Origin of the sequence: Apibacter sp. B3706, from assembly GCF_011082725.1 — a bacterium.
Lineage (GTDB): Bacteria > Bacteroidota > Bacteroidia > Flavobacteriales > Weeksellaceae > Apibacter.
On record NZ_CP049715.1, the window covers coordinates 420,823 to 446,573 of the forward strand.

A 25,751-nucleotide genomic window follows, 5' to 3' on the forward strand; every position below is an offset into this window, starting at 1 on the left:
ATTATTATTAATTTGAACAAAGAAAATAATAATAAATTATGATAAGAAATGTTCAACTATCCGATGCATTAAGAATAGCTGAAATTTATAATTATTATATAGAAAATACGGTCATTACCTTTGAAGAAAAAAAAGTTAGTGCTCGGGAGATAGAAAACAGAATTCAAAAAATATCGGCAAAAGGTTATCCTTATATAGTATATGAAAAAGAAGGAATCATACTAGGATATGCATATTTGAATACTTGGCGAGAACGTTCGGCTTATGATATAACATTAGAAAACAGTATTTACCTGGATTATAATCAAACCCATCAAGGAATAGGTAATGAATTGCTTACAGCCCTGATTGAAGAATCAAAAAAGATAGATATACATTCCATTATAGGAGTAATATCTTTACCGAATGAGCCCAGTAGAAAATTGCATCGGAAAACAGGATTTAATCTGATAGGAAATTTTAAAGAATCAGGAAAAAAATTTAATCAATTGATAGATGTTGAATTTTGGCAATTACTATTGGATTGAATAAATTAAAATCTATATTAAAAATTCAAAATAATTTAAAAAATAATAAAAATGATACATCATATTGTAATGTGGAAGCTTAAAGAAAGCGATAAAAAAAATAATGCTTTAAAAATAAAAAATGATTTAGAAGCCTTAAAAGATCGAATTAAGGAGTTACAATATATCCAAGTAAATACCAATATGGAGATTGCTCCACAGTCAAATTTTGATATACTGTTAGATTCCCGATTTAAAAATTTTGAAGATTTAACTCTATATGCAAATCATCCGGAACATCTTAAAGTGGTGGAGTTTATAAAAACAGTGGTTGAACAAAGAGTAGCTATCGATTACGAAATATAATTAAATAGTAATCGTTTAGTATAAAGGATGTTTACTTACACTATATATCCTTTTTTTATTCTTGCTTTATGGATAATATAAATTTTAATGCCAATTTAACTTCAACAACTAAATAAAATATCCGATTATTCTTTCCCCTAATACGATCAATTTATGGGTAAAATGATGGATGGTGAAATGCGAATAATGTAATTTTTTAGAATATTTATATATAAAAATTACAAATTATTTATTAAATGACTCTTTTTTTTAGAATTTAAACAAAGATGATTAAATTTGCATCCACTATTTAACAAATTAATTATTCATGAAATTACCGGCAATAGTTCAATTGCATATTATCGTATTTATTTGGGGATTTACCGGTGTAATAGGTAAGCTTATCTCTCTTAATGCTATACCTCTGGTATGGGGTAGGACCTTGGTTGCAGCTTTTATTTTATTTTGTTATTTATATTTTTCAAAAGGAAAAAATTTTAAAATTTCCAAAAAGCTGATGTTCCAACTTTTGGGGTGTGGAGTAATTGTAGGTACTCATTGGTCATTGTTTTATGGATCCATTAAAATATCCAACATTTCTATTGCCACTTCAACCCTATCAACAGGTACTTTATTTGTGGCTTTTTTAGAGCCCTTTTTTTTCAAACGAAAAATCAAAATTTCTGAAATAATTTTAAGCTTAGTTATTATAATTTGTATACTTTTTATCTTTAATACAGAAATGAGTTATTGGAAAGGTATACTACTCGGTATCGGATGTGCATTCTTGTCGGCCTTGTTTTCAGTAGTAAACGGAATAATGCATTCAAAAGAAAGTCCCGAAATAATAACTTTCTTTGAAATGGCAGGAGCTTTTGTAACCTTGACGGTTTTTATGTTTTTGTTCAATGATTGGGAAGCCATAGCTACCATAAAAGCTTGGGATATCCTATGGCTTTTAGTGTTGGGCGGACTTTTAACCAGTTTTCCTTTAGTTATGACCATGAAGCTGATGAAACACATTACGCCTTTTACACTTATGCTTTCCATAAACTTAGAGCCTGTATATGCTATTTTAATAGCCTTTTTAATTTGGAAAGATTCGGAAAAAATGAGTCCAGTATTTTATATTTCAACAGCTGTCATGATTGCTGCCATCTGTTTTAACGGTTATTTAAAATCTAAAAATAAAAAGATCCAAAATCAATAAAGTTAGCATTTGCATTATTTTTGAGTTTACATAAGATTAATATTAGACATATGCGTACTGTCCCTAAAATTCTTATGATATTCAGACTCTTACTAGCTCCCCTAAGCATTATTTTATCTTATCACTATGGAGAAAGATGTGTTCCTATGCTTGTTTTAATACTATGCCTGGGGTTGACTTCCGATATATTGGATGGAATTATTGCAAGAAAGTATCAGGTAGCAACTGAAAATTTAAGAAGAATGGATAGTTTTATAGATATTATATTTTGGCTGTCTCTTGCAACTTCAACAGGAATAGTTCGACCCGGGATCATAGAAGCCAATTTGATATTTATTGTAGGTTTAGTAATATTAGAAGGAATAAGTGCGCTAATTAGTTTCTTGCGATTCAGAAAAGAAGCAAGTACCCATGCGTATTCTTCAAAATTTTGGGGAATAACGTTATTTTTAGCACTTATATCAATACTGGGTTTTAATTACGGTGGATTCTTTTTATATCTGACTATAATTGTGGGATATATTTCCTATGTTGATGTTTTACTTATACTTATACTATTACCTCATTGGATGCATGATATACCGAGTTTTTTTCATGCTTATTTAATTAGAAAAAAAATTATTTAAAGAAGAGTACATTGGGTTCAGTTACTAATTAAATATTTTAGAAAGTTTAAATAAAATATTAAATAAAATAGATCATAACAATCGGAAACAACTTATTTTAAAAAATTTAAAATTTTAATTTTAAATGTTGAAAGATTACAAAAAAGACTTAATTATAGCGCTATATTCCTTACCGGGTATATTAATAATCTATTGTTTCGGATTTATCTTCAATAATATCATTTTTGCAAGTATAGCTGCAGGAGGTGCTGTGACGGCGGGATATGGAGCAAATAAAAAAATATTAAAATATCCTTTTGCGCCCATGATCATAGCCGTTCTAGGAATGAGTATATGTGCTGCATTGGGTTCATTAATAGGACATTTCTATTTTTGGTATATAGTCTGTTGTGTATTATTAGCCTGTTTAGCAACCTGTGTGGGAACTATCGATCAAAATGCTTGGTGGATTGTTTTACAATGGTCTATTGCATTTTTTGTAGGAGGCTATTATGTGGGAGATATCTATGCCGCTCTGCATAGAGGTGTTTTAATTCTTGCAGGAGGTTTATTTCAATCAATTTGTATTATTTTTCTCATTGAGAAATCATCATTTGAAAGAAATATCAGTAACCCTGAGGAGCTTCTGATCATTTTTAAAAACATATATGAAGATATTGATAAAAAAATACGCTTTCATATGACCATCATCTATACCGCATTAACCATATTAGTTTGCTTTTTCTTCATTACTATTTTCGATATCAAATATTATTACTGGGCTGTTATGACTGCCTTAGTTATTTTGAAACCTGATTTTATTGATACCCTGAAAAAGGCAAGTATAAGGTTGATGGGAACACTTCTGGGTATTGTCATAGCTACTTTTTTAATATGGTGGTTTCCATCAAGATATATCATGGCATTGGAAATTCTGATTTCTTTATATGTTTGCTATGTATTTGCTAACCACAGATATGCAATTTTGTCAACCTTTTTAACCATTACAACCGTATTAATGTTTGCAATTAATGGGTCATCGGGTAATGAAATAGCTATGGACAGATTAATTGCCACCTCGATTGGAGGAGTATCTGCCATATTAATTATGAGTTTAAGTTTATTGCATATTCGATTTTTAAAAAGTAAAAACTAATAATGATCTTTTAGAATTAGTAATTTTTATTATTTTTTAAAACTTCTTCAAAATGATTTTCAGCCCAAGTGATCATCATCTGAATGGATGGCATTAAACTTATACCTGTTTCCGTAAGACTATATTCAACCCTAGGCGGGATTTCAGCATAGGCTTTTCTTTTAATTAAGTTATATTTTTCCAAATTTTTAAGGGTGTTGGTAAGCATCTTTTGAGAAATATCAGGAAGTTCATTTTTTATTTCTCCATAACGCATCGTTTTGCCGGTATACAAAACAGCTAATAATAATAAAGACCATTTATCGCTAAATCGGCTTAATATATTTCTTATAGGACAGATGGGATATTTTAAATCGAGTTTATGAGCTTTCATTTTTCTATCAAATATACATATTACTCTCCAATAGAGTACAACTATAAATAATAAAGTAATAATTTATAGTTAAACAAATGTTAAAATTAAACATATAATTAGCTGGTAATCAATAATTCTAACTTTAGCGGTTCGTTACGATCCTGTTTGTGAACATAAGTTGTTTGGGCTAAATTCGAATCATAAACTTATTTAAATATATATAAAAATGAAAATATCAATACTAGGAACAGGAAATGTTGCACAAGCGTTAATTAACGGATTAATTAATGAAAAGTATAATGTGGTAGTTGGTTCAAGAAATTTCGAAAAAGGAAGTGAAAATATAGAAAAACTAAAACAAGTTAATAAAACCCTATCCATTGTTTCCTACCAAGAGGCTGTAGCATTAAGTGAAATTATACTTCTTTCAATTCCCGGATTTGCGCTTATAGAAACCATAAAGGATATTGGAATTAAAAATTTTGAAGGTAAAATACTTTGGGATATTACAAATGCATTTTCATCGGAAGCTCCGACTAATGGAGTAATAAAATTAATTTCATCTCCGGAAGAATCTCTGTCAGAAAGTGTACAAAAGCTTTTGCCATTATCGCATGTTGTTAAAGGAATGAATACCATAGGTGCGCATCTAATGTATCAACCTTCACTGAAAGAAAACGGTACCGCATTTATTGCCGGAAATAATGAAGAGGTTAAAAATACAATTTCTACAATAATTAAATCTTTAGGTTGGAATACCTATGATGCAGGTAAACTAGAATCTTCACGAGCATTAGAGTATATGGGACAATTATATGTAGCTCAAGGTATTTTATATAATAAATGGAATTCAACTTTTAAGTATATAGATTAAATTTTATCATGTAATAAAACATATTATAAATCAAGTAATTTGAAAATCGATGAAAATAAATATTATAAAAAATGCATATTTTCTACTTTTTGTTGTGATTATAAACATTTCTGAAATAAAAGCACAAAAAGTTATAGATTTAACGGAGACTCATTTGAAAGCGATAAATACATTTATGACATTTGAAAAAATGGATGGCGATAAAGTAGTAAGAGTCATTAAGGATCCATCAATCAAGAAATTTGATGAACCTACTTATGTACGGATCAATAATGTAAATTTTGCCAATGGGATCATAGAAGTAAAAGTGTTAAGTCGAATTTTGGATGATGCTCCGAATTTTGCCCGAGGTTTTATTGGTATAGCCTTTCATATAAATGATTCAAACTCTAAGTTTGAAAGTATATATGTTCGCCCTTTAAACGGAAGATCCGAGAATCAGGAACACAGAAACAGGACCATACAATATTTTTCTTATCCGAATTATAAGTATCAACGATTGAGAAATCAATCTCAAAATAAATACGAGTCCTATGCAGATATGGCACTAAACGAATGGATACAGTTAAGAATTGAAGTTCAAGGGCAAAAAGCTCAATTGTATATAAATGATAATAAACAACCCTCACTCATCGTAAATGATTTAAAATTAGGAGGAAATGCGACAGGGGCTATCGGACTCTTTGTTGATGTAGGCACTGAAGGATATTTTAAAGATTTGAAGGTTTATCTACAATAATAAAACCTAAAATAAAATTCCGACTCTATTTTAAAGTCGGAATTTTTATTAATTCAACCTGAAATCTAAATACAGATCGTTTCTTAATACATCTAAAATTTGTTTATTTATATTTACTCTTCGGTTCATTGATTGAGATTCTAAATACACATTGTTCTTTTTATCGATAATTTCAAAGTGTATATCTTTTGAACCTGCATTTTCATCACATACTTTATTTAAAGTAGTAATGGTATTTTCATCTAAATTTTCCAAGTTTATCTTAATGGTTAATTTTTTGGCATGTTTTCCGATTACATCGCTAAGTTCTTCGATATTCAGCACGTTTATATATACAAAGCCGTTATCTTTAATCATACCTACCGTGATTTTTACTAAAACAAATAAATTAGGAATAAGATATTTTTGCAAATCCAGATAATTCTTTTTAAGCTTAAGAGAAATAGTACCTGTTTTATCTTCCAAATCAAAATAGGCGATTCTTGTTCTGCCGTCGTTTATTTCCTTATGCTCAAAACGAGAGATCATACCGGCAATATACACTTCCTTATTAATATAATTTTCTTTATTTTCATTAATTTCGGAAATATCAATAGGTTTAATCAACGCAATTTCGTATTTGTAATTATCCATTGGATGAGCAGATATATAGATACCTACTACTTCTTTTTCTCTACCCAATTTATACATGGTACTCCATTCTTCCGTTTCAGGAATTACCGGTTTCATAACATCAAATCCTTCATCCCCCAAGTCTCCAAATAAAGAATTTTGAGCAGAATTCTTATTATCCTGATAGGCAATCCCGTATCTTACCAGCTTTTCAATAGTGCTGGTACCATTTTCTTCTTTAAAAAATTGAGCACGATTATTATTGGCTAATCCATCAAAAGCCCCTGCCAATACTAAATTTTCCAGAACTTTTTTATTTATATTTTTTAAATCTGTCCTTTCAAAAAATTCAAACAGATTTTTATATTTTCCCTTAGTTTGTCTTTCACTTACTACAGCTTCAACAGCATTTTCACCGATTCCCTTAATAGCTCCCATTCCAAAACGGATAGCACCTTTTTCATTTACGGTGAATTCATAATCACTTTCATTAACATCAGGTCCAAGCACTTCCAATCCCATATTTTTACATTCTTCCATAAAGAAACTCAAAGTGGTAAGATTGTTAAGGTTATTGCTGAGCAATGCGGCCATAAATTCTGCAGGAAAATGAGCTTTTAAATAAGCGGTTTGAAAGGCAATAAATGCATAACAAGTGGAGTGAGATTTGTTAAAAGCATACTGTGCAAAAGCTTTCCAGTCTTCCCATATTTTTTTTAATTTATCTTCAGGATGACCTCTTTCGATAGCTCCCTCAAGAAAACGAGCTTCCATTTTATTTAAGACTTGTATTTGCTTCTTACCCATAGCTTTTCTTAGCACGTCCGCATCACCTTTGCTAAATCCGGCTAATTTTTGAGAAAGTAGCATTACTTGTTCTTGATAAACAGTAATTCCGTAAGTATCCGCAAGATACTCTTCCATATCCTCTAAATCGTAAGAAATTTCTTCCTTTCCATGTTTACGATTGATAAAGTTGGGAATATATTGTAAAGGTCCGGGACGATACAAGGCATTCATGGCAATCAAGTCTTCAAACTTATCGGGTTGCAATGCTTTGAGGTGCTTTTGCATTCCGGGGGACTCGTATTGGAAGATCCCTACTGTATTTCCATTTTTGAATATCTCATAGGTTTTATCATCATCCAAAGGAAAATCATCAGGATTTAAAACTTCACCCGTCCTTTTTCTAATAATTTCAATGGTATCGGCAATAATCGTCAAAGTACGTAAACCTAGAAAATCCATTTTTAACAATCCGGCACTTTCTACCACGGAGTTATCAAATTGGGATACCAACAAAGAGGAATCTTTAGCAACGGCAACCGGTATTAAATTAGTAATATCTTCCGGAGTAATAATTACTCCACACGCATGAACTCCCGTGTTCCGTAAGCTACCTTCCAGTTGGTAAGCATTTTGTATTACCCGCCCTTCCAGGTCATATTGATTAAATTTTTGTTTGAGTTGAAGTACAGGAACAGACTCCTCTTTACCGAAATCTTTAATTAACTCACTTTCTGTTTTATTTTTTAGCTTGGTTAAATTTAAGGTAGAGGGTAGGTTTTTTGATAAGCGGTCTGTATCGCTTAAGGGCAATTCAAGCACTCTTCCTGCATCCCTTATTGCGGAACGTCCGGCTAATGTACCGTAAGTAATTATTTGAGCAACCTGATTTTCTCCGTATTTATCTACCACCCATTGAATGATTTTTTCACGTCCTCTATCGTCAAAATCGATGTCTATGTCGGGTAAGGATACCCGATCCGGATTTAAGAAACGCTCAAAAAGTAAATCGTATTTAATAGGATCTATATTAGTAATCCCTATGCAATAAGCAACGGCTGATCCGGCTGCAGAACCTCGACCCGGACCAACAGATACGCCCATTTTACGCGCTTGTGAGGTGAAATCCTGTACAATGAGAAAATATCCGGGATATCCCGTTTTGGCTATGGTTTCCAACTCAAATTGTAAACGATCTTTAGTATCTTCGGATAATTGGTCGCCATATCTTTTTTTAGCACCTTCCCAGGTAAGATATGCTAAGTAGGCATTTTCTCCTCGCTTTCCTCCGTCCACTTCATCTTGAGGGTCTTTAAATTCATCAGGTATATCAAATTTAGGAAGTAAAACATCTCGGGTTAATTGATAAGGTTCAAATTTTTTGATAAAGTCTTCAAAATTTTCAATTGCTTCCGGTATATCTGCAAACAATTGAGCCATTTCTGTTTGAGATTTAAAATTATATTCATCATTAGGAAGACCGTATCTTCTTCCAAAACCTCTGCCCTTAGGGGTAGATTGTTTTTCTCCGTCTTTTATACATAAAAGGATATCCTGGGTTTCTGCTTCTTTTTTACTAATATAAAATGTATCGTTTTGAGCTAAAACTTTGACTCCGTATTTTTTGGCAAATTTTATTAAAACTTTGTTGAGGTGTTCCTCTTCATCTAAATGGTGTCTTAATAACTCTACATAAAAATCATCACCAAATAATCCATGCCAATAGATAAAGGCCTCTTCTGCCTGCTTTTCTCCCACATTTAAAATTAGACTGGGAATTTCTGAAGATAAACTTCCGGTAGTTGCAATTAAATTTTCTTTATATTGTTCAATAAGTTCTTTTCCAATTCTGGGATAGCCTGCATATAAACCTAGTTTATATCCTAATGTTGATAATTTAGAAAGATTTTTAAATCCTTCATGATTTTTAGCAAGTAATATCTGAGTATATCTACGATCCGGATTATCTTTTGTAAACTTATTTTGTAAATATGTTTCAGATATATACAGTTCACAACCGATAATTGGTAAAATCTCATTTTTTAAAGGTTCAGAACCATTGCCTTCTAAAATTTTAGTATTATGATCTTTAATAGATCCATTAGCTTTTTTTATTTCATTGAGAAAAGCAAATGCACCCATCAAGTTGCCCGTATCCGTTACACCTAAAGCGGGCATGTTATATTCTAAGGTTTTTTTTATTAAATCAGAATGTTTACTGGTAGAAGTAAGTATTGAATAAACCGAATGATTGTGAAAGTGGAAAAAAGATGAATAATTTATTTCATCTACAGATTTTTTAGTACTTTCTGATTTCCCTTTTAGTTGCTTATTAAAATCTTTGACCTGTTCACGAATAACAATATCAAAAGGTTGAAAAGGTTCAGGATGAGTTTCAATAAAAGCACTTAATTCTTCTTCTGTAAAATTCAGCTTATTTGCACTTATTTGGTTTCGTCTAACCAACTCCCAAAATGCCTGAGCAGTAGCATTAACGTCTGCCGCAGCATTGTGTGCCTCATCAAAACCATGCCCAAATAATTTTTCATATAATTCGGAAAGTTTAGGAAATTTAAATCCACCTCCCATACCTCCGGGCAAAGCACAAAAATTAGTTCCCTCACGGGCTGTATCTATTAACGGAAGATCCGCAATATGGTTTTCAATTGATTTTCGATAAAATTCAGCTCCAACAATCGGGATGTCGAATGCTATATTTTGTCCGACTAAAATCGGATTATCTGCAAGCACCGCATTAAATTGATCCAATACGGTTTTAAGATCATGACCTTCCGCTAATGCTTTTTCGGTACTTATACCGTGAATTTTTTGAGCATTGAAAGGTATGTCGTATCCTTCGGGTTTAATTATATAGTCATAGTTTTCAATTAAATCACCATTTTCATCATGTAACTGCCAGGCAATTTGAACCATTCTAGGCCAATTGTCTGAATCGGAAACAGGTGCATTTGCATTGGCAGGAAGACCTGTGGTTTCAGTATCAAAAACTAGGAATTTCATAATACAAAGTTAGGGATTTCTTTATGAATCTAACTTTTAAATCTTAAGTTCCTTCAATATTTCATTTCTTAAAAATAACTTTGAAAGATATTGGAATTGAATAAAATAGAGTGAAATTTTACATTAAAAAAATTACAGGGTAAAGAAAGATTAGTTTCTATTTAAACTGAATGTAAAATATAATTTAACAGCCTGAAATTTTACATGTATTACATATAAAATATTTATAAGCAAATCATTTATTAGGTCTAATTTTTGATTTTTTATTTTACTAAAACAATAAAAAAACATAGTGTATGGAAAATATTATTGAAAAACTTCAAAAAGAAGTAGGTCTCAGTGAAGATCAAGCGGTGAAATCTTTAAATGTAATAAAAGAATATATGGATAAAGAAGATTTACATGTTGATTGGGAAAAATTCTTTAAAGGGAAATACGAACATTTTAAAGATTCAGTATCTAATTTTTTTAGTAAAATATCCAATAAGGCAGAAGATTGGGGTGATAAAATAGGAGATAAGGTAGAGGATTTAACCACAGATGCGAAACGAAAAATTAGAGATGCATCTAAAAAAGAATAGATTAAGTTTTTTAACTTATATAAATTTGTGCAAGAAGCTTATCAATTAAGCTTCTTTTTTTATTTAAAAAAATCATTTTTTGATTTAAAAATTAGTATTTCGGCTATGAAAATAAGATAGATTTTAAATGAATTAATTTAATTAGGACTGAAATTGAAATCTAGTTTAAAAACCTATTATTTGTTTTAAATTCATGATAAAAAATTACTAATGTTTTTAATATAAAAATAGTTGATAAACCATAAAATATGTATTTTTGTATCTCTTCTATAATAGGATAAAAATGTTAGTATTAAAATTTGGAGGCACCAGCGTAGGAAGTGCAGAACGTATAAAAAATTTAGCTGAATTAACTAAAGGTCAAAAACCGAAGATTGTTGTTTTGTCTGCTATGAGTGGAACAACTAATGCCTTAGTAGAAATATCTCAAGCTCTTTATGAAAAAAATACTTCTAAGGCGAAAGAATTAATACAATCTCTAGAAGATAAATACAGAAAGGAAATAAAAGATCTGTACAAGAATGAAACCATTGCCAAGAAAGGGAACGAACTTTTGGATGATTATTTCAATTATATAACTTCATTCCTGGATTTTCCTATATTTACTTCCAAAGAAGAAAAAATAATTTTGGCTCAAGGTGAACTTTTGAGTACTCATATGTTCCATTTTTACATGAGTGAAATCGGAGAAAAAACGATATTGCTTCCGGCGTTAGAATTTATGAGAATAAACAAAGACGGTGAACCGGATTTTCCTTATATAGAAGAACGTATTAAAGAAGAAATTAAAAAGTATCCTGATATAGATTTTTTTATTACTCAAGGATATATTTGTAAAAATGCTCAAGGAGACATAGACAATTTGCAAAGAGGGGGAAGTGATTATACAGCTTGTATAATTGGCGCCGTAATTGATGCTGAAGAAATACAAATATGGACCGATATCGACGGGATGCATAATAACGATCCTAGATTTGTTAATAAAACTCATCCCATAAATGAATTAAGTTTTGATGAAGCTGCAGAATTAGCCTATTTCGGAGCAAAGATTTTACATCCAACCTGTATTCTTCCTGCACAGAAAAGAGGAATACCCGTAGCTTTGAAAAATACAATGCAACCTGAAGCTAAAGGTACTTTAATAGGTAATATTAATACTCCGGAAGGAATTCGTGCCGTAGCAGCAAAGGATGGTATTTACGCCATAACCATAAAAAGTGGTAGAATGCTATTGGCGTATGGATTTTTAAAGACAATTTTTGAAATTTTCGATAAATATAAAACCTCTATAGATATGATTACCACTTCAGAGGTTGCTGTATCATTAACCATTGACAATCCTTCTAATTTAGAATATATATTAAAGGAATTAAGAGAAATAGCCAATGTAGAATATGAAAAAGATCAAACCATTATTGCCATAGTTGGAAATATTGCAAAAAATGAATCAGGTTATGCTGTTAAAATTTTGGAAGCTCTTAAAAATATTCCTCTGCATATGATATCTTATGGAGGAAGTGAGCATAATATATCAGTAGTAATTGACAGCAAAAGTAAAAAAGAAGCTTTACAAGCTTTAAATACAACTCTTTTTGGATATTAAAGATATAAGATAATTTAGTTAAATTTTAATAATAAATATATCATTAATCAAAATACCTTTAAGTTAATTACTTAAAGGTATTTTTTATATCGTAATTATACTATATAATCTAAATTGTAAATGCAATTTTATCGATGTAATGATTCTAATTGATTTTAGAAAATAGATAACATGTAACATAATTATATTTTTTCAATATTAGAATCTATCACTACTAATTGTTACTTTAAAAATACCAACTAAAAATAAGTGCAAGTAATATAAAATTTATCCTAAAAAAACATTAAATAAACTTGAAAAGATGAAATAAAATAAAGGGAATGAATTTTACCGTTACGGTACTGTAAGAAAAATACAATGCTATGAATATTAATTATTTATATCTGGATAAATTTGTTTATTAGAAAATAAAAAATCAAAGTTGAACTATAATATTGATAAAAAATTTCTAATTTCGCAAAAAAATCTTAGCATGAATTTGGTAATTGTTGAATCGCCCGCAAAGGCCAAAACAATAAAAAAATTTTTAGGAAATGACTTTGAAGTTGAATCTAGTTATGGTCATATAACTGATTTGGCAAAAAAAGACATGGGTATAGATATGAAAACTCTAGAGCCCATATATCAAGTCTCCTCAGATAAAAAAGAAGTCGTTAAAAAACTAAAATCATTAGCAAAAAAAGCTGATACTGTATGGTTGGCTTCCGATGAAGATCGTGAAGGGGAAGCCATTGCTTGGCATTTATTTAATGAATTACAACTTAAATCAGAAAATACTAAAAGAATTGTTTTTCATGAAATAACCAAAAATGCCATACAAAAAGCCATTCAAAACCCCAGAAATATAGATATTAATCTGGTTAATGCACAACAGGCCCGAAGAGTGTTGGACCGATTGGTAGGATTTGAAATGTCACCTATTCTTTGGTCTAAAATAAAAGCCGGATTATCTGCAGGAAGAGTACAATCTGTGGCTGTACGTTTGATCTGTGAAAGAGAAAAGGAAATTGAAAAATTTATTCCGGTTCCTACGTATAAAGTTGAAGCAGATTTTTACAATAAATCTCATAATTTATTAAAAAGTAAATTAAATACTGATTTTCAAGACTATTCTAAGGCATTAGATTTTATACAAAGAGCCCAAGGGAAAACATTTACCATATCCAATGTTGAGACTCGTCCAAGTAAAAGAAGTCCATCAGCCCCTTTCACTACATCTACTTTACAACAAGAAGCTGCCAAATTAGGATTTTCAGTTAGTAGAACAATGATGTTAGCTCAACAGCTCTACGAATCGGGGTACATTACCTACATGAGAACCGATAGCGTCAATTTATCAGAAGAAGCTTTGAATTCTGCAAAAGATGTAATTATTGGACAATATGGAAAAGAATATTTAAATACACGTCAATATACCACAAAAAATAAGTCGGCTCAAGAAGCTCACGAAGCTATTCGTCCAACCAATTTATCCGTACAAGAAGCAGGGGCAGATGATTCACAAAAGAAACTATATCATTTAATTTGGAGAAGAACTTTGGCTTCACAAATGGCCGATGCTAAATTAGAAAGAACAATTGTCGATATATCAAATCCGGAATTAAAAGAGAAGTTCGTAACAAAAGGAGAAGTTATTGTCTTTGATGGATTTTTAAAAGTATACCAAATTCAAAAAGAAGAAGATTCAGCCGATGAAGACAATAATGAAGGACTCTTACCTGTCGTAGAAAAAGGAGAAGAAGTACAACTATCTCAAATTATTGGCGAAGAAAAATTCAGTAGGCCGGCAGCTAGATATAATGAAGCCTCTTTAGTAAGGAAATTAGAAGAATTAGGTATCGGGCGTCCTTCCACATATGCTCCTACTATTTCTACAATTCAAAAAAGACAATATGTGGAAATCAGAGATTTAGATCCCAAACAAAGGGAGGTTAAGAAAATTCTTTTAAAAGATGATACTATAAAAGAAAGTGTTGAAATTGAAAATTATGGAGCGGATCGAAGGAAATTAATGCCGACAGATATAGGATTAGTTGTAAATGAATTTTTGACGGAACATTTTCCAACCATATTAGATTATGGCTTCACAGCAAAGGTTGAAGAAGACTTTGACAATATAGCCGGAGGAAATGAAAACTGGAAAGAAATGCTGACAGGTTTTTATGATGATTTTCACCCCCATGTAGAAGAAGTAAAAGAAACGGCAGAAAGAGCTACAGGAGAAAGATTATTAGGTCAAGATCCTATAAGCGGTAAAAATATTTATGCTCGCATAGGCAGATTCGGTCCAATGATTCAAATGGGTGAAACCGAAGATGAAGAAAAGCCTAAATTCGCCGGTTTAATGAAAGGGCAACACATAAATTCAATCACTTTAGAAGAATCGCTTAAATTATTTGAATTGCCTAAGTATTTAGGAGATTATGAAGATAAAAAAGTTGAAGTAAATACGGGAAGATTTGGTCCTTATGTTAAACATAACAGCAAGTTTTTTTCCTTAAAACCTAAAGAAGGAGATGAAATTTCAACCATTACTTTAGAAAGAGCTATCGAATTAATAGAAGCGAAAAGGGAAGCAGACAGAAATAAATTTATTAAAGCATTTGAATCAGAAGATCCAATTATTGAAATTTTAAATGGAAGATGGGGGCCTTATATTAAACAAGGAAAAGAAAATTATAAAATCCCTAAAGACACGGAAGCCGATAAAATAACTCTTGAAGATGTCAAAAAATTAATCTCGGAATCAGGTAGTAAAACCAAGCCTAAATCCAAAACCAAATCAAAAAAGAAATAAGTGGAAGCATTGCGAGATTTTTTGCATCCGGTAGATGAATCTTTGATATATGCACAACCGGATTCAGTAGGAAGCAAGATACAATTTTACTGGGATAAAAAACTTGAAGAGAATAGTGTTGTAATAATTGGTTGTCCCGATTTAAGAGGTACCGGCCATAAAAAAGAGTTTTCCAATTTAAGGTTGATCCGTGAAGAATTCTATCAATTAGTATGGAATGATTGGAATTTAAAGTTGTATGATTTGGGAGATATAATTCCTGGAAATGAATGGGAGGATACAGATTTTGCTCTCAAAAAAGTATTAGAAGAATTATTGGAAATGAAGGTACAACCCATTATCTTAGGTGGAAATATGGGACTGAATTATACCGCCTATAAAGCACTTTCTATACTAAAAAAGCCTTTAAATTATACCGCAGTTGATACGAAAATTGAAATTGGAAATACAGAAGGAAAGCTAACGGATAAAAATTATCTTTCCAAGATGATAGTTGAAGATTTTAATTTACTTTTCAATTTTACTAATATAGGATATCAAAGTTACTACGTACCTCAATCAACATTAAAAAAATTTAACACCTTAGATTTTGAAGGCATACGTTTAGGAAATATAACAACAAATATAAAAGATTCAGAGCCTATATTCAGAAGCTCTGATTTTGTAGGGATCAATTTGGACTCTGTAGAGTCTTATGATGGTACTCTCTCAACCGGAAGTACGGTAAACGGATTCACCAATCGTGAAATTTGTGGTTTATCAAGGTATATAGGTTTATCTAAACAGGTAAAAATAATAGGGATCTATAATTTTTTAGGATATTCATACAATAAAATGAATGAAAAATTAGTTTCTCAAATTTTGTGGTATCTGATAGAAGGTAAAAATCAGCAAGAATATTATGAAAATGATGAATACATAAAATATACTGTTTTACATGAAGATAAAGAGTTGGTCTTTTTAAAAGATAAATATGTCGATAGATGGTGGTTGGCTATCGATTTTGAGGACAATGAAAATCTTCCTTTCTTAGTTCCGTGTTCATTAAATGATTACAAAGAAGCTTTAGAAGGAAATGTTCCCGAGCGATATTGGAAAACTTTCAAAAAGTTTTTATAAACGGCCACAGATAAAATTAACGCTGATTTTAATAGAAGAACAAAAAAATTTTTAAATAAAATAAAAAAATAGTAGTTTTACAATTTTTAAAAGAAACTTTGGTTATAATGAGAAAAGTATTATTACTCTTATTGGCAACGTCAACAATAATTTCTTGTAATTCATCCAAAAAAGGAAGAGCAGGAAAACCGGGATCACAAGGAGAGATTGTAGTTACGCAAAAGAGTCAGCAATGGAATAACAAAAAACCGTATGGTATGGTTCCTATTCCGGGTGGAGCTTTTGTTTTAGGGCAATCTGACATGGATTTCACCGGCACAAACACAAAAGCCCCTTTAACTACTGTTACCGTATCAGCATTTTATATGGATGATACTGAAGTAACCAATGCTGAATATAGAGTATTTGTAAACTATGTTAAAGATTCCATTGTTCGTTCCCTATTAGCAGAAAGAGGAGGTGAAGAAGGAGGAGAAGGAATAGGAAGATATTCTTATTTAAACAAAAAATCAGAAAAAGAACAGACTGCATATCAGCAAATGTTGGAAGAACAGGGGGGGAGAGAAGGATATGACGAATCTAAAAAGTTAGATTGGTCGGTGCCTTTAGAATGGAATACTTCCAGATACCCTGATGTTGCTTATGCAGAAGTATTAGAATCATTATATTACCCGCCGGAAGAAAGATTCAACAATGAAAGAGTTATAGATGCTAGAAAATTAATTTACCAATTCACATGGATTGATCAACTGGAGGCAGTTAAAAATAAAGGTAGAGGTAAAGATTTTCTTAGAAGAGAAGAAATAGCTATTTATCCGGATACGACTGTATGGCTGAGAGATTTTAATTATTCTTTTAATGAGCCTTTATTTGAACAGTATTTTTGGCATAAAGCTTATTCTAAATATCCTGTAGTAGGGGTAACATGGGATCAAGCAAGAGCTTTTTGTGCTTATAGTACAAAATCTAAAAACGATTATAACCAAAGCAGAAAAAGAAAAATAGATAAAGTATTTCCGTATAGATTACCTTCAGAAGTTGAATGGGAATATGCTGCACGAGGAGGTTTAGAAAATGCTCCTTATCCATGGGGAGGACCTTATCTAATAGATGATAGAGGTTGCTATTTAGCCAATTTTAAACCTAAAAGAGGGGATTACATGGAAAATGAAAATGGTTATTTATACACAGCCCCAGTTAAATCTTTCCGTAAAAACGGGTTTGGATTATATGATATGGCCGGTAATGTTTCTGAATGGACTGTTTCCGCATATAATAATAGTTCTTATATAATATCATCCACCTTAAATCCTTATTTAGGAAATAGAATTGAAGACCCTCGAAAAGTTATAAAAGGAGGATCATGGAAAGACATAGGTTACATGCTTATGGTGAGTGAAAGAGATTGGGAACATAAAGATTCAGCCAGAAGTTTTATTGGTTTTAGACGAGTTCAAACCATACCGGAAGGGGCTAAGGGTAGATTCCCGGTTGTTAAAAAACATGCTCCGGTAAGATAATTAGTACTGATAATTAAATAATATATAGATAATAATTTAGAAAATTTAGAAAAATGGCAAATCAAACAAAATCAAAGGATAAAGTGTTAAATATGGTGTACTCTTTAGGTGCAGCAGTAGTTATCATTGGTGCTTTATTTAAAATTAATCACTGGGGATTAGGTCCTATAACCGGTAGTACCATATTGGCAATAGGTTTAATTGTAGAAGCTTTTATATTTGTGGTATTTGCGTTTGATCCACCTCCGGCTGAATATGAATGGGAAAAAGCATATCCGGAATTATTAGACGGTTCATCAGCACAGAAAAAATCAAAATCTCAAATAAAGGACTCATCCATACAAGAAGCAGAAATATCTTTGTCAACTAAATTAGATCAAATGCTTTCTCAAGCTAAATTAGATGCAGGATTATTGGAAAGATTACGAGGGGGTATAGAAAACTTTGGACAAGCAGTTGAAGGAATTAACAAAACAGTAGAAGCTAGCTCTGTAACAGAAAAATATAAAAACCAATTAAGTATAGCTTCCTCACATTTAGAAAATTTAAATGCTTTATACCAATTGCAATTAGATAATGGAAAAAAATATGCAGAAGCGAACCAAAAATTTGTGGATGATTTATCCAAAGCAGGAGAGTATTCTCATACATTCCAAAAACAATTAGCTGAATTAACAGCAAATCTAAACAACTTAAATAAGGTATATGGTGGTATGCTTAATGCCATGAAAGCTTAATAATTTTAAATTTAAAAATTAAATAAGTAAAAATGGCAGCAGGAAAACAGACACCACGCCAGAAGATGATAAACCTAATGTATTTAGTGTTTATTGCTATGTTGGCAATGAATGTAGACAGAGAGGTTTTACGTTCTTTCGAAGGTATAAATGAATCTTTACAATTATCCACAAAATTAACGGATGAAAACAATAAAACCTTTTATGAACAAATCGATGCTAAAAAAGCCGATGGAAATGAAGGGTATGTAGAGATAGCAAAAAAATCAGATGAAGTTAAAAAACAAGCGCAGACAGCTGTAGATGCGATTGAAGAAGTAAAAAATCGTTTAGCGACAGCTGCAGAATATACTCCTCCTTCAGCAGGTGAAGAAACTAATTATAACTCGCTTCAAAATACAGATGTAGTTAATAAAGTGTTCTTTGCAAATGATAACACAGCTACAAAAGATGTGCAAGATATGATTGCAAAGGTTAAAACATTTACCCAATTTATTTTGCAAGGAGCGAATGAGAATGCAAAGAAAAGGATTGATCAATTATTTGATTTTACAGATAAACAAAATAAACCGTGGATTGTTAATCAATTTTATGATCAACCTATGATTTCAGCTCTAACTAACTTAACAAGATTACAATCAAATATTAGAACTGAAGAAGGAAACAGAGTTAGAGATTTATTAGCTAACAAACTGCAAGATGAAATCGAATTGAAAGCCTTTGTTCCAATCGTTTCTGCACCTAAATTCGTTAGAGCAGGAGAGAAATTTAATGTTACAATTGGTTTCGGTGCATATGATAACTCATTAAAAGGATCTATAACTCTGAACGGACGAAATATTCCTTTATCAGAAGGAAAAGCTATAGTTAATATGGTTGCTTCCGGAGTAGGAAAACAACGTTTATCAGGTAATATCTCATACCAAACAGCAAATGGTATTAAAACAGAATCGTTTGACGAAACATACGAAGTTGTTCAAGATGTTGTTAAAGATTTACCAACCGGAGGAACTGTAGTAGCAGATAAAATGAATGTAGTTTATAGAGGTGTAGATAACCCTATGAGCGGATCGGTTACCGGAGTTGATGCATCTACTATCAGTATGAGTACTTCAAACGGTAGTCTTTCAAGATCAGGAAAAGGTTGGATATATAAAGCAGGTTCAGGAACAACTACCAACTTTACCATTTCAGGAAAAACTTCTTCTGGAAAAACTGTTTCTACAACTGTTGCATTTAGAATTAAGAATGTACCTAAAGCGCAAGGTACCATACGAGGTGCGAATGTAGTAAGTATGCCGCCTAGCTCCGTATCTAATCAAACTGTATCAGCAGCTATACCGGATTTTGAGTTCCCTGTTACCTTTAATGTTACCGGATTTAAATTGAAGAGACCGGGAGCAGCAGCGAGACCTTATTCCGGAAATTCATTAAGACCGGCTGCAGATTATTTAAAAGGATTAAAATCAGGTGATCAAGTATTAATATTTGATATTTCTGCTACAGCATCCGGAATATCTCAACAAAGTATTTCACCTATTCTTATAAATGTTCAATAAAAAAGAAATTAATAATACTATTTTTAACATGAAATCTTTATTACTTAGCTTAACAGTCTTAATAAGTTCAGGAGCATTTGCACAAAATATCTTAAATGCAAAGTCCCCTGTTGAATTAAGAGAAATGAGAGAAGAGAGGTATGATATTGTAAATGGAACGGATACAATTTCTACTGCTCCGACTGTCTTACCCTATGGGTATATTGAAGATAAAGATATTTTATGGTCTAAAGTAGTATGGGAGATTATAGATTTAAATGAAAAATTAAATCAACCTTATTACTATTCTTATGAGGATGTTTCAGCAACTTATATCTCCCTATACGATGCTCTTTTTAAGGGTATTGATTCAGGAAACATAACTGAAGTATATGATGATGATAACTTTACATCAAGAATTTCACCCGAAAATCTTCAAAATAAAATCCAAGCAATAAGAGAATCCGAGTGGCTTCAAGATAAAAGAGCTTCCGGGGAAGAAATTACTGCTCAAGATTTGGTTGAAGGAGTAGATCATTTTAAAACGGATACACGTAGCGTGAAATTAATTAAGATTAAAGGAATGTGGTATATAGATAAACGATTAGGTCAAATGAAATATCGTTTGTTGGGAATTGCACCTATGGGACCGGATCCTCAAGTCATGGGGCTTTCAGAAGCCGCTATGCTTGGCTATCAAGGAGATGAAGAGTTGATCGACTTATTTTGGATATTTTATCCGGGAGCTAGAGAAGTTTTATCCAGTTGTACAGTGTATAATCCTAAAAACGGATCTTCAGCAATTACCTATGATGATGTTCTTAACGCAAGACGATTCAGTTCAATTATTTATAAATCGCAATCTGAATATGGTGACGGGTTGATATCAAATTATATACCCGGAGATGCAAAATCTCAGCTTGAAGAAAGTAATAGAATTAAAAATGAAATTCTACAGAAAGAAAACAATATGTGGAATTATTAATTATATGAATTTTAATAAAATACAGTCCTGAATCACACAAATTGATTCAGGACTTTTTTTTTATCTTTACAAAAAATACACTACTTCCGATAATATAAAAAGTATGTTAGATTATCTTATTATAGGTCAAGGATTGGCAGGTTCCTGTTTGGCTCATAAATTATATAAAGAAAACAAATCATTTAAAATAATAGATATAGTTTCCAACTCGGCTTCATTTGTTTCATCGGGAATGTATAATCCCGTGGTATTAAAACGATTTACGCCCGTTTGGAACGCAGAAATTGAAATTGATAAATTACGTAAAGAATTTACAGAATTTGAAGATTTATTACAGGTAAAACTAGTTTATAATTCAAATTTATACAGAATTTTTGCGAATGAGGACGAAGTTAAAACTTGGAAAAAAAAGTCTGTAAGGAATGAAAATTTAAAACCTTTTTTAGATACTGAAATTTATGATTCGATCAATCCAAATATTATAGCAAAATTTGGAATGGGAAGAGTTTATAAGGCTGGAAAGATATTTGTTAGAGAACTTTTAAGGGAATTTAGAAAATTTTTACTTAATGAAAATAGGATAATTGACGATATATTTGATTTTAATCAATTAACAAATGAGATAAATCATTATGAATATAAAGGAATTAAAGCTAAAAAAGTCGTATTTTGTGATGGATATGCTTTAAAGTATAACCCTTTTTTTAGCTATCTTCCTATGGAAGGTGTCAAAGGCGAAACCATGGTAATTCATGCCGATGGATTAGGCCTTTCTGATATCGTAAAAGCTAAGGTTTTTATTATGCCTATGGAAAAAGACTATTATTATATAGGAGCTACTTATCATTATCGTGAAGTAAATGATGAAATATCTGAAGAAGGACAGAGCGAACTAATTAATAATTTGAATAAGTTTTTAACTATTGATTATAAAATTATTAAAAAATTTGCAGGAATACGACCTACAGTTGTTGATCGTCGACCCTTATTAGGAGAGCATTCTGAACATAAAAATATGTTTATATTTAATGGTTTGGGTAGCAGGGGAGTTATGTTAGCCCCTATTATGGCTGAAGAGTTATTTGATTATATGGAAAATGGAAAAGAATTAATGTCAGAGGTAAATATTAATAGATTTAATTTATAAAATGGAAAATTCAAATATTATTGTAATAGGTATTATTATAATTACCAGTGTACTTAGTTTTAAAGGATTTAAAGATCAGAATTTTTTTAACCGTTATAAGTTTAATATCGATGCTATTTTAAAAGGAAAACAATGGGAAAGGATGATTACTTCAGCATTTTTACACGGAGATATTGCTCATTTGTTTTTCAATATGTATGCCTTTTATTTTTTTTCAGTCTTTTTACTAAATTATGGAAATCTGTTTTTTCTTATAACATACTTCGGATCCATTATAAGCGGTAATTTATTGGCATTATGGATGCATAAAAATAATCCACAATATAGTGCAATAGGAGCTTCGGGCGGTGTATCCGGGATTTTATTTGCTACAATTATTATAAATTCAGAAATTTCAATAGGAATTTTTCCTTTACCATTTTCTATTCCGGGATGGATTTTTGGTGTTGTTTATTTAACCTATTCTTTATATGGAATGAAGACTCAATTGGGTAATATTGGACATGATGCTCATTTAGGAGGAGCACTTTTTGGTATTCTTTGCGGGCTCTTGTTTGTTAGTGAGTATCCCTATTATCCTTTTACTAATTTTAGACCCATTTATTTATTATTAATGCTAATTCCTATCGCATATTTAATCTACTTAATTGTTAATAAACACAAAGAATAAGCACTTTTAATCAACCATAATTTTTAAATGTTTTTATTTTAAGTAATAGTGATTGTATTATAATTAAAATTTAAGATATAACTTAATTGGTTAAAATAATCATAGAAACAATTACTTATTTACTTTAAAATCTTATATCCTATTTTACAGCTTAAACATTTTTTTTTTAAACACTTATTTTCATATAAATATAAAAATGCTTGAGAGTCTAAAGCAGAATTAATTTTAATACCTAATTGATTATAACTTTTTATAATCGAGTTATTTTCAGCTTTAACTTCAGAAAGTATTTCAAAAATTTCTTCTTCCATAGGTTTTCCTATACTTAAAGAATAAGCATATTTTATGGGAAGAAATGCATTTAATATTAGCAAATCTTTTAGTGAGTTAGTTAATCTTTTTTCAGAAATTGACGATGTTTTTTTATCAAAAACATAATGATCATTCCAATAGCCGGATGCTTTGACATCATCTAATAGCCGATAATACTGATTTACAGATTTGATACCTATGATATAAGAAAATAAATTTTGATAAGTAGAGATAATGTTTGCAAGTTGGGATAATCTAATGGTAGGAAAATTTGAAGGCCTTAATCTCAAATATTTTACATCAGTAATTTTTTCCGGTAGATTAAATTTTGATTGCAAGAATTTAAATTCTTTATATAAATCTTGAGGATACGTATCAACGCTATTTTCCAGTTTATGAGTTGTTCCAAATAATAAAGATTCGGTTTGAAAAAGATTTTTTGAAATTTTTCTGATAATCCCATACTCTAAATATAAAAATATATATTCAAATGCATAAGCATTTATTTTGAGACCTAATGTATACCCTAAAACAGTAGTTAGGGTGGCTTCCCAATCATTCTTTTTTCTTTTCAAAATTTCATAGATACGTTCACATTTATTTTTTAATTTGTCCAAGTATAAATTTTCTGAGAAAGAAAAAATATCACAAATTAATGAGTTGTCAATTAAATTTTCGCAAGGGATAAATTTGAATGTTTGATGATCCAAAAATTCATAATTATTATAAATCTCATTGGAAATATAGGATTTTAATTCGAGAATAGGAAAAGATAAATTTTGGATTTTATCTTTATTATCATCAATTTCGTATACAACGTGAAGAATTATATTTTTGTAATAATTATTGAGATCATGTTTATGCTTAAACCAATCCGATGATTTTACATGAATTTCAACACTACCGTTCCATTCAATATCATCTATTTTTAACTTAGCAAAAATAAAATCCGGGCCTTCATTCGTATTATAAGTTCCCGCTTGAATTATTTCAACTTTTTTGCCATCATTAGTATACAGATCTAAAGTGTTAAATTTTTTAAATTGCCAAATATAATGCAGTAACTTTTCTTTCATAATTTAGTCTTATTCAAGTAATTAATAAGATAAATTTAATGAAAATAAAAAAAGTTTTAGCTAATTACTAAAACTTTTTCTACAATGAATTGATATTTTATCTTTTATCTATATCGATATAATCTCTTTTAGGACTACCGATATAGATTTGTCTTGGTCTGTTAATAGGCTCATTATTCATTCTCATTTCTTTCCATTGAGCAATCCATCCGGGCAATCTGCCTAAAGCAAACATAATTGTAAACATTTCTGTTGGAATGCCTAAAGCTCTATAGATAATTCCGGAATAAAAATCGACATTAGGATAAAGCTTTTTCTCAATAAAATAAGGATCATTTAAAGCTACCTCTTCTAATTTCTTAGCAATTTCAAGGGTTTCATCTTCAACACCTAATCTATTGAATACATCGTCAGCCACCTTTTTTATTACCTTAGCTCTAGGATCAAAATTTCTGTATACCCGATGTCCAAATCCCATAAGACGGAAACTATCATCTTTTGATTTTGCTTTATCAATCCATTTTTGAAGATCACCTCCGTCATTTTTAATCATTTCGAGCATTTCGATGACTGCTTGATTAGCTCCTCCGTGCAAAGGTCCCCAAAGGGCTGAAACTCCTGCAGATATTGAGGCAAATAATCCGGTCTGAGCTGAACCTACCATTCGGACAGTCGACGCAGAGCAATTTTGCTCATGATCAGCATGAAGTATAAGCAATTTGTTGATGGCATCAACAACTACTTCATCAATTTCTAGATCCTCAGTTGGCATTCTGAACATCATTTGATAAAAGTTGTGAGGATAATCCAGTCTGTTGTTAGAATAATTCAAAGGTAAACCCAATTTTAATCGGTATGTCCAAGCGCATAATACAGGAAATTTACCCAATAATAAGGTATATGCGTTATATAGATCTCTTTCAGATTTAACATTAACAGCATGAGGATTGAAAGCAGTTAAGGAACTGGTAAGGGTAGATAAAACACCCATTGGATGAGCAGAGCGAGGAAATGCTTTTAAAATTTGTTTCATTTCTTCACTTACCAAACTATTCTTTTTTATGTCCGCTTCAAATCTGTTTAATTGTTCTTGAGTAGGTAGCTCCCCTTCTAACAATAAATACATAACCTCGGTGAAGGTTGATTTTTTAGCAATTTGTTCAATGGGATATCCTCGATAATATAATTGACCTAAATCTCCATCAAGATATGTAATTTTACTTTTAGTTGAACCTGTATTTTTGAAGCCGACATCTAAAGTAATTAGTCCGGTTTCATCTCGTAATTTGGATATATTTATGCCTCTGTCGCCAATAACACTCTCAACAATGGGATATTCATATTCTTTGCCTTCATAGGATAATTTTACTGTGTCTGACATATTTTATTTTCTTTCTTATTTTATTAGTTGTTTTATTCTTTGAATATATGAAATTAAAATTAGTAGAAAAAAAATT

21 protein-coding genes are annotated in these 25,751 nt (G+C 30.9%); 17 read left to right on the forward strand and 4 right to left on the reverse strand.

Annotated features, from left to right (window positions below; all coding sequences use genetic code 11):
* The first annotated feature begins 38 nt into the window (after window positions 1-38).
* The 5 genes from G8C41_RS01950 (at window position 39) to G8C41_RS01970 (ending at window position 3,822) form a co-directional block, all read left to right on the forward strand.
* Window positions 39-527: a GNAT family N-acetyltransferase gene (locus G8C41_RS01950; RefSeq protein ID WP_160557165.1), complete on the forward strand. Its 489-nt coding sequence runs from the start codon at window positions 39-41 to the stop codon at window positions 525-527.
* A 51-nt stretch (window positions 528-578) separates the two neighbouring features.
* Complete coding sequence (locus G8C41_RS01955; protein ID WP_160557166.1) at window positions 579-872, forward strand: Dabb family protein; 294 nt, start codon at window positions 579-581, stop codon at window positions 870-872.
* A gap of 307 nt (window positions 873-1,179) precedes the next feature.
* Window positions 1,180-2,061, forward strand: coding sequence for a DMT family transporter (locus tag G8C41_RS01960; RefSeq protein WP_166005943.1), 882 nt, complete (start codon window positions 1,180-1,182; stop codon window positions 2,059-2,061).
* A gap of 50 nt (window positions 2,062-2,111) precedes the next feature.
* The gene (locus G8C41_RS01965; protein WP_166005944.1) at window positions 2,112-2,687 is read left to right on the forward strand and encodes a CDP-alcohol phosphatidyltransferase family protein; all 576 of its coding nucleotides are present in this window, start codon (window positions 2,112-2,114) and stop codon (window positions 2,685-2,687) included.
* 124 nt (window positions 2,688-2,811) lie between these two features.
* Window positions 2,812-3,822, forward strand: a complete 1,011-nt coding sequence (locus tag G8C41_RS01970) for an FUSC family protein (RefSeq protein ID WP_166005945.1) — start codon at window positions 2,812-2,814, stop codon at window positions 3,820-3,822.
* Between the two features lie 16 nt (window positions 3,823-3,838).
* Here G8C41_RS01970 and G8C41_RS01975 read toward each other — a convergent pair whose 3' ends face one another.
* Window positions 3,839-4,195, reverse strand: coding sequence for a winged helix-turn-helix transcriptional regulator (locus G8C41_RS01975; protein WP_166005946.1), 357 nt, complete (start codon window positions 4,193-4,195; stop codon window positions 3,839-3,841).
* 208 nt (window positions 4,196-4,403) lie between these two features.
* On the opposite strand from G8C41_RS01975, the gene G8C41_RS01980 reads away from it, so the two are divergent.
* Both G8C41_RS01980 and G8C41_RS01985 read left to right on the forward strand, forming a co-directional pair.
* Window positions 4,404-5,051, forward strand: coding sequence for an NADPH-dependent F420 reductase (locus G8C41_RS01980; protein WP_160564115.1), 648 nt, complete (start codon window positions 4,404-4,406; stop codon window positions 5,049-5,051).
* 49 nt (window positions 5,052-5,100) lie between these two features.
* On the forward strand, window positions 5,101-5,790 hold the full coding sequence (locus tag G8C41_RS01985) for a DUF1080 domain-containing protein (protein ID WP_221411733.1): 690 nt from the start codon (window positions 5,101-5,103) through the stop codon (window positions 5,788-5,790).
* 48 nt (window positions 5,791-5,838) lie between these two features.
* On the opposite strand, the gene dnaE is transcribed toward G8C41_RS01985, so the two are convergent.
* A complete protein-coding gene (gene dnaE / locus G8C41_RS01990) occupies window positions 5,839-10,209 on the reverse strand; it encodes a DNA polymerase III subunit alpha (protein ID WP_166005947.1) in 4,371 nt (1,456 codons plus the stop codon).
* A gap of 296 nt (window positions 10,210-10,505) precedes the next feature.
* Here dnaE and G8C41_RS01995 point away from each other — a divergent pair, with 296 nt between their 5' ends.
* The 10 genes from G8C41_RS01995 to G8C41_RS02040 all read left to right on the forward strand — a co-directional run bounded on the left by G8C41_RS01995 (window position 10,506) and on the right by G8C41_RS02040 (window position 22,906).
* Window positions 10,506-10,790 carry a hypothetical protein gene (locus G8C41_RS01995; RefSeq protein WP_160541966.1) on the forward strand — a complete coding sequence of 95 codons (285 nt, stop codon included), beginning with the start codon at window positions 10,506-10,508 and terminating at the stop codon, window positions 10,788-10,790.
* 283 nt (window positions 10,791-11,073) lie between these two features.
* Window positions 11,074-12,393, forward strand: a complete 1,320-nt coding sequence (locus tag G8C41_RS02000) for an aspartate kinase (RefSeq protein WP_160564111.1) — start codon at window positions 11,074-11,076, stop codon at window positions 12,391-12,393.
* A 472-nt stretch (window positions 12,394-12,865) separates the two neighbouring features.
* The gene (topA, locus tag G8C41_RS02005; RefSeq protein ID WP_166005948.1) at window positions 12,866-15,190 is read left to right on the forward strand and encodes a type I DNA topoisomerase; all 2,325 of its coding nucleotides are present in this window, start codon (window positions 12,866-12,868) and stop codon (window positions 15,188-15,190) included.
* Window positions 15,191-16,309 carry a hypothetical protein gene (locus G8C41_RS02010; RefSeq protein WP_166005949.1) on the forward strand — a complete coding sequence of 373 codons (1,119 nt, stop codon included), beginning with the start codon at window positions 15,191-15,193 and terminating at the stop codon, window positions 16,307-16,309.
* Window positions 16,310-16,416: 107 nt separating this feature from the next.
* Window positions 16,417-17,829 carry a gliding motility lipoprotein GldK gene (gene gldK / locus G8C41_RS02015; RefSeq protein ID WP_160566905.1) on the forward strand — a complete coding sequence of 471 codons (1,413 nt, stop codon included), beginning with the start codon at window positions 16,417-16,419 and terminating at the stop codon, window positions 17,827-17,829.
* A gap of 53 nt (window positions 17,830-17,882) precedes the next feature.
* A complete protein-coding gene (gene gldL / locus G8C41_RS02020) occupies window positions 17,883-18,566 on the forward strand; it encodes a gliding motility protein GldL (RefSeq protein ID WP_160566901.1) in 684 nt (227 codons plus the stop codon).
* 32 nt (window positions 18,567-18,598) lie between these two features.
* Window positions 18,599-20,125: a gliding motility protein GldM gene (gene gldM, locus G8C41_RS02025; RefSeq protein ID WP_166005950.1), complete on the forward strand. Its 1,527-nt coding sequence runs from the start codon at window positions 18,599-18,601 to the stop codon at window positions 20,123-20,125.
* Between the two features lie 28 nt (window positions 20,126-20,153).
* Window positions 20,154-21,089 (forward strand): gliding motility protein GldN, encoded by a 936-nt coding sequence (gene gldN / locus G8C41_RS02030; RefSeq protein ID WP_105298159.1) that lies wholly within the window; start codon window positions 20,154-20,156, stop codon window positions 21,087-21,089.
* A 103-nt stretch (window positions 21,090-21,192) separates the two neighbouring features.
* On the forward strand, window positions 21,193-22,236 hold the full coding sequence (locus G8C41_RS02035; protein ID WP_160566891.1) for an NAD(P)/FAD-dependent oxidoreductase: 1,044 nt from the start codon (window positions 21,193-21,195) through the stop codon (window positions 22,234-22,236).
* A gap of 1 nt (window position 22,237) precedes the next feature.
* Window positions 22,238-22,906 carry a rhomboid family intramembrane serine protease gene (locus G8C41_RS02040; protein ID WP_166005951.1) on the forward strand — a complete coding sequence of 223 codons (669 nt, stop codon included), beginning with the start codon at window positions 22,238-22,240 and terminating at the stop codon, window positions 22,904-22,906.
* A gap of 119 nt (window positions 22,907-23,025) precedes the next feature.
* Here the strand turns inward: G8C41_RS02040 and G8C41_RS02045 are convergent, their stop codons facing one another.
* Both G8C41_RS02045 and G8C41_RS02050 read right to left on the reverse strand, forming a co-directional pair.
* Window positions 23,026-24,294: a DUF2851 family protein gene (locus G8C41_RS02045; protein WP_166005952.1), complete on the reverse strand. Its 1,269-nt coding sequence runs from the start codon at window positions 24,292-24,294 to the stop codon at window positions 23,026-23,028.
* Window positions 24,295-24,391: 97 nt separating this feature from the next.
* Window positions 24,392-25,675, reverse strand: a complete 1,284-nt coding sequence (locus G8C41_RS02050) for a citrate synthase (RefSeq protein WP_160566883.1) — start codon at window positions 25,673-25,675, stop codon at window positions 24,392-24,394.
* Window positions 25,676-25,751: the final 76 nt, after the last annotated feature.

What these genes read in the sequence shown, in the direction of transcription:
- G8C41_RS01950 (WP_160557165.1), top strand. Translation starts at nt 39, where the DNA reads ATGATAAGAAATGTTCAACTATCCGATGCATTAAGAATAGCTGAAATT.
- G8C41_RS01955 (WP_160557166.1), top strand. Translation starts at nt 579, where the DNA reads ATGATACATCATATTGTAATGTGGAAGCTTAAAGAAAGCGATAAAAAA.
- G8C41_RS01960 (WP_166005943.1), top strand. Translation starts at nt 1,180, where the DNA reads ATGAAATTACCGGCAATAGTTCAATTGCATATTATCGTATTTATTTGG.
- G8C41_RS01965 (WP_166005944.1), top strand. Translation starts at nt 2,112, where the DNA reads ATGCGTACTGTCCCTAAAATTCTTATGATATTCAGACTCTTACTAGCT.
- G8C41_RS01970 (WP_166005945.1), top strand. Translation starts at nt 2,812, where the DNA reads ATGTTGAAAGATTACAAAAAAGACTTAATTATAGCGCTATATTCCTTA.
- G8C41_RS01975 (WP_166005946.1), bottom strand. Translation starts at nt 4,195, where the DNA reads ATGAAAGCTCATAAACTCGATTTAAAATATCCCATCTGTCCTATAAGA.
- G8C41_RS01980 (WP_160564115.1), top strand. Translation starts at nt 4,404, where the DNA reads ATGAAAATATCAATACTAGGAACAGGAAATGTTGCACAAGCGTTAATT.
- G8C41_RS01985 (WP_221411733.1), top strand. Translation starts at nt 5,101, where the DNA reads ATGAAAATAAATATTATAAAAAATGCATATTTTCTACTTTTTGTTGTG.
- dnaE (WP_166005947.1), bottom strand. Translation starts at nt 10,209, where the DNA reads ATGAAATTCCTAGTTTTTGATACTGAAACCACAGGTCTTCCTGCCAAT.
- G8C41_RS01995 (WP_160541966.1), top strand. Translation starts at nt 10,506, where the DNA reads ATGGAAAATATTATTGAAAAACTTCAAAAAGAAGTAGGTCTCAGTGAA.
- G8C41_RS02000 (WP_160564111.1), top strand. Translation starts at nt 11,074, where the DNA reads ATGTTAGTATTAAAATTTGGAGGCACCAGCGTAGGAAGTGCAGAACGT.
- topA (WP_166005948.1), top strand. Translation starts at nt 12,866, where the DNA reads ATGAATTTGGTAATTGTTGAATCGCCCGCAAAGGCCAAAACAATAAAA.
- gldK (WP_160566905.1), top strand. Translation starts at nt 16,417, where the DNA reads ATGAGAAAAGTATTATTACTCTTATTGGCAACGTCAACAATAATTTCT.
- gldL (WP_160566901.1), top strand. Translation starts at nt 17,883, where the DNA reads ATGGCAAATCAAACAAAATCAAAGGATAAAGTGTTAAATATGGTGTAC.
- gldM (WP_166005950.1), top strand. Translation starts at nt 18,599, where the DNA reads ATGGCAGCAGGAAAACAGACACCACGCCAGAAGATGATAAACCTAATG.
- gldN (WP_105298159.1), top strand. Translation starts at nt 20,154, where the DNA reads ATGAAATCTTTATTACTTAGCTTAACAGTCTTAATAAGTTCAGGAGCA.
- G8C41_RS02035 (WP_160566891.1), top strand. Translation starts at nt 21,193, where the DNA reads ATGTTAGATTATCTTATTATAGGTCAAGGATTGGCAGGTTCCTGTTTG.
- G8C41_RS02040 (WP_166005951.1), top strand. Translation starts at nt 22,238, where the DNA reads ATGGAAAATTCAAATATTATTGTAATAGGTATTATTATAATTACCAGT.
- G8C41_RS02045 (WP_166005952.1), bottom strand. Translation starts at nt 24,294, where the DNA reads ATGAAAGAAAAGTTACTGCATTATATTTGGCAATTTAAAAAATTTAAC.
- G8C41_RS02050 (WP_160566883.1), bottom strand. Translation starts at nt 25,675, where the DNA reads ATGTCAGACACAGTAAAATTATCCTATGAAGGCAAAGAATATGAATAT.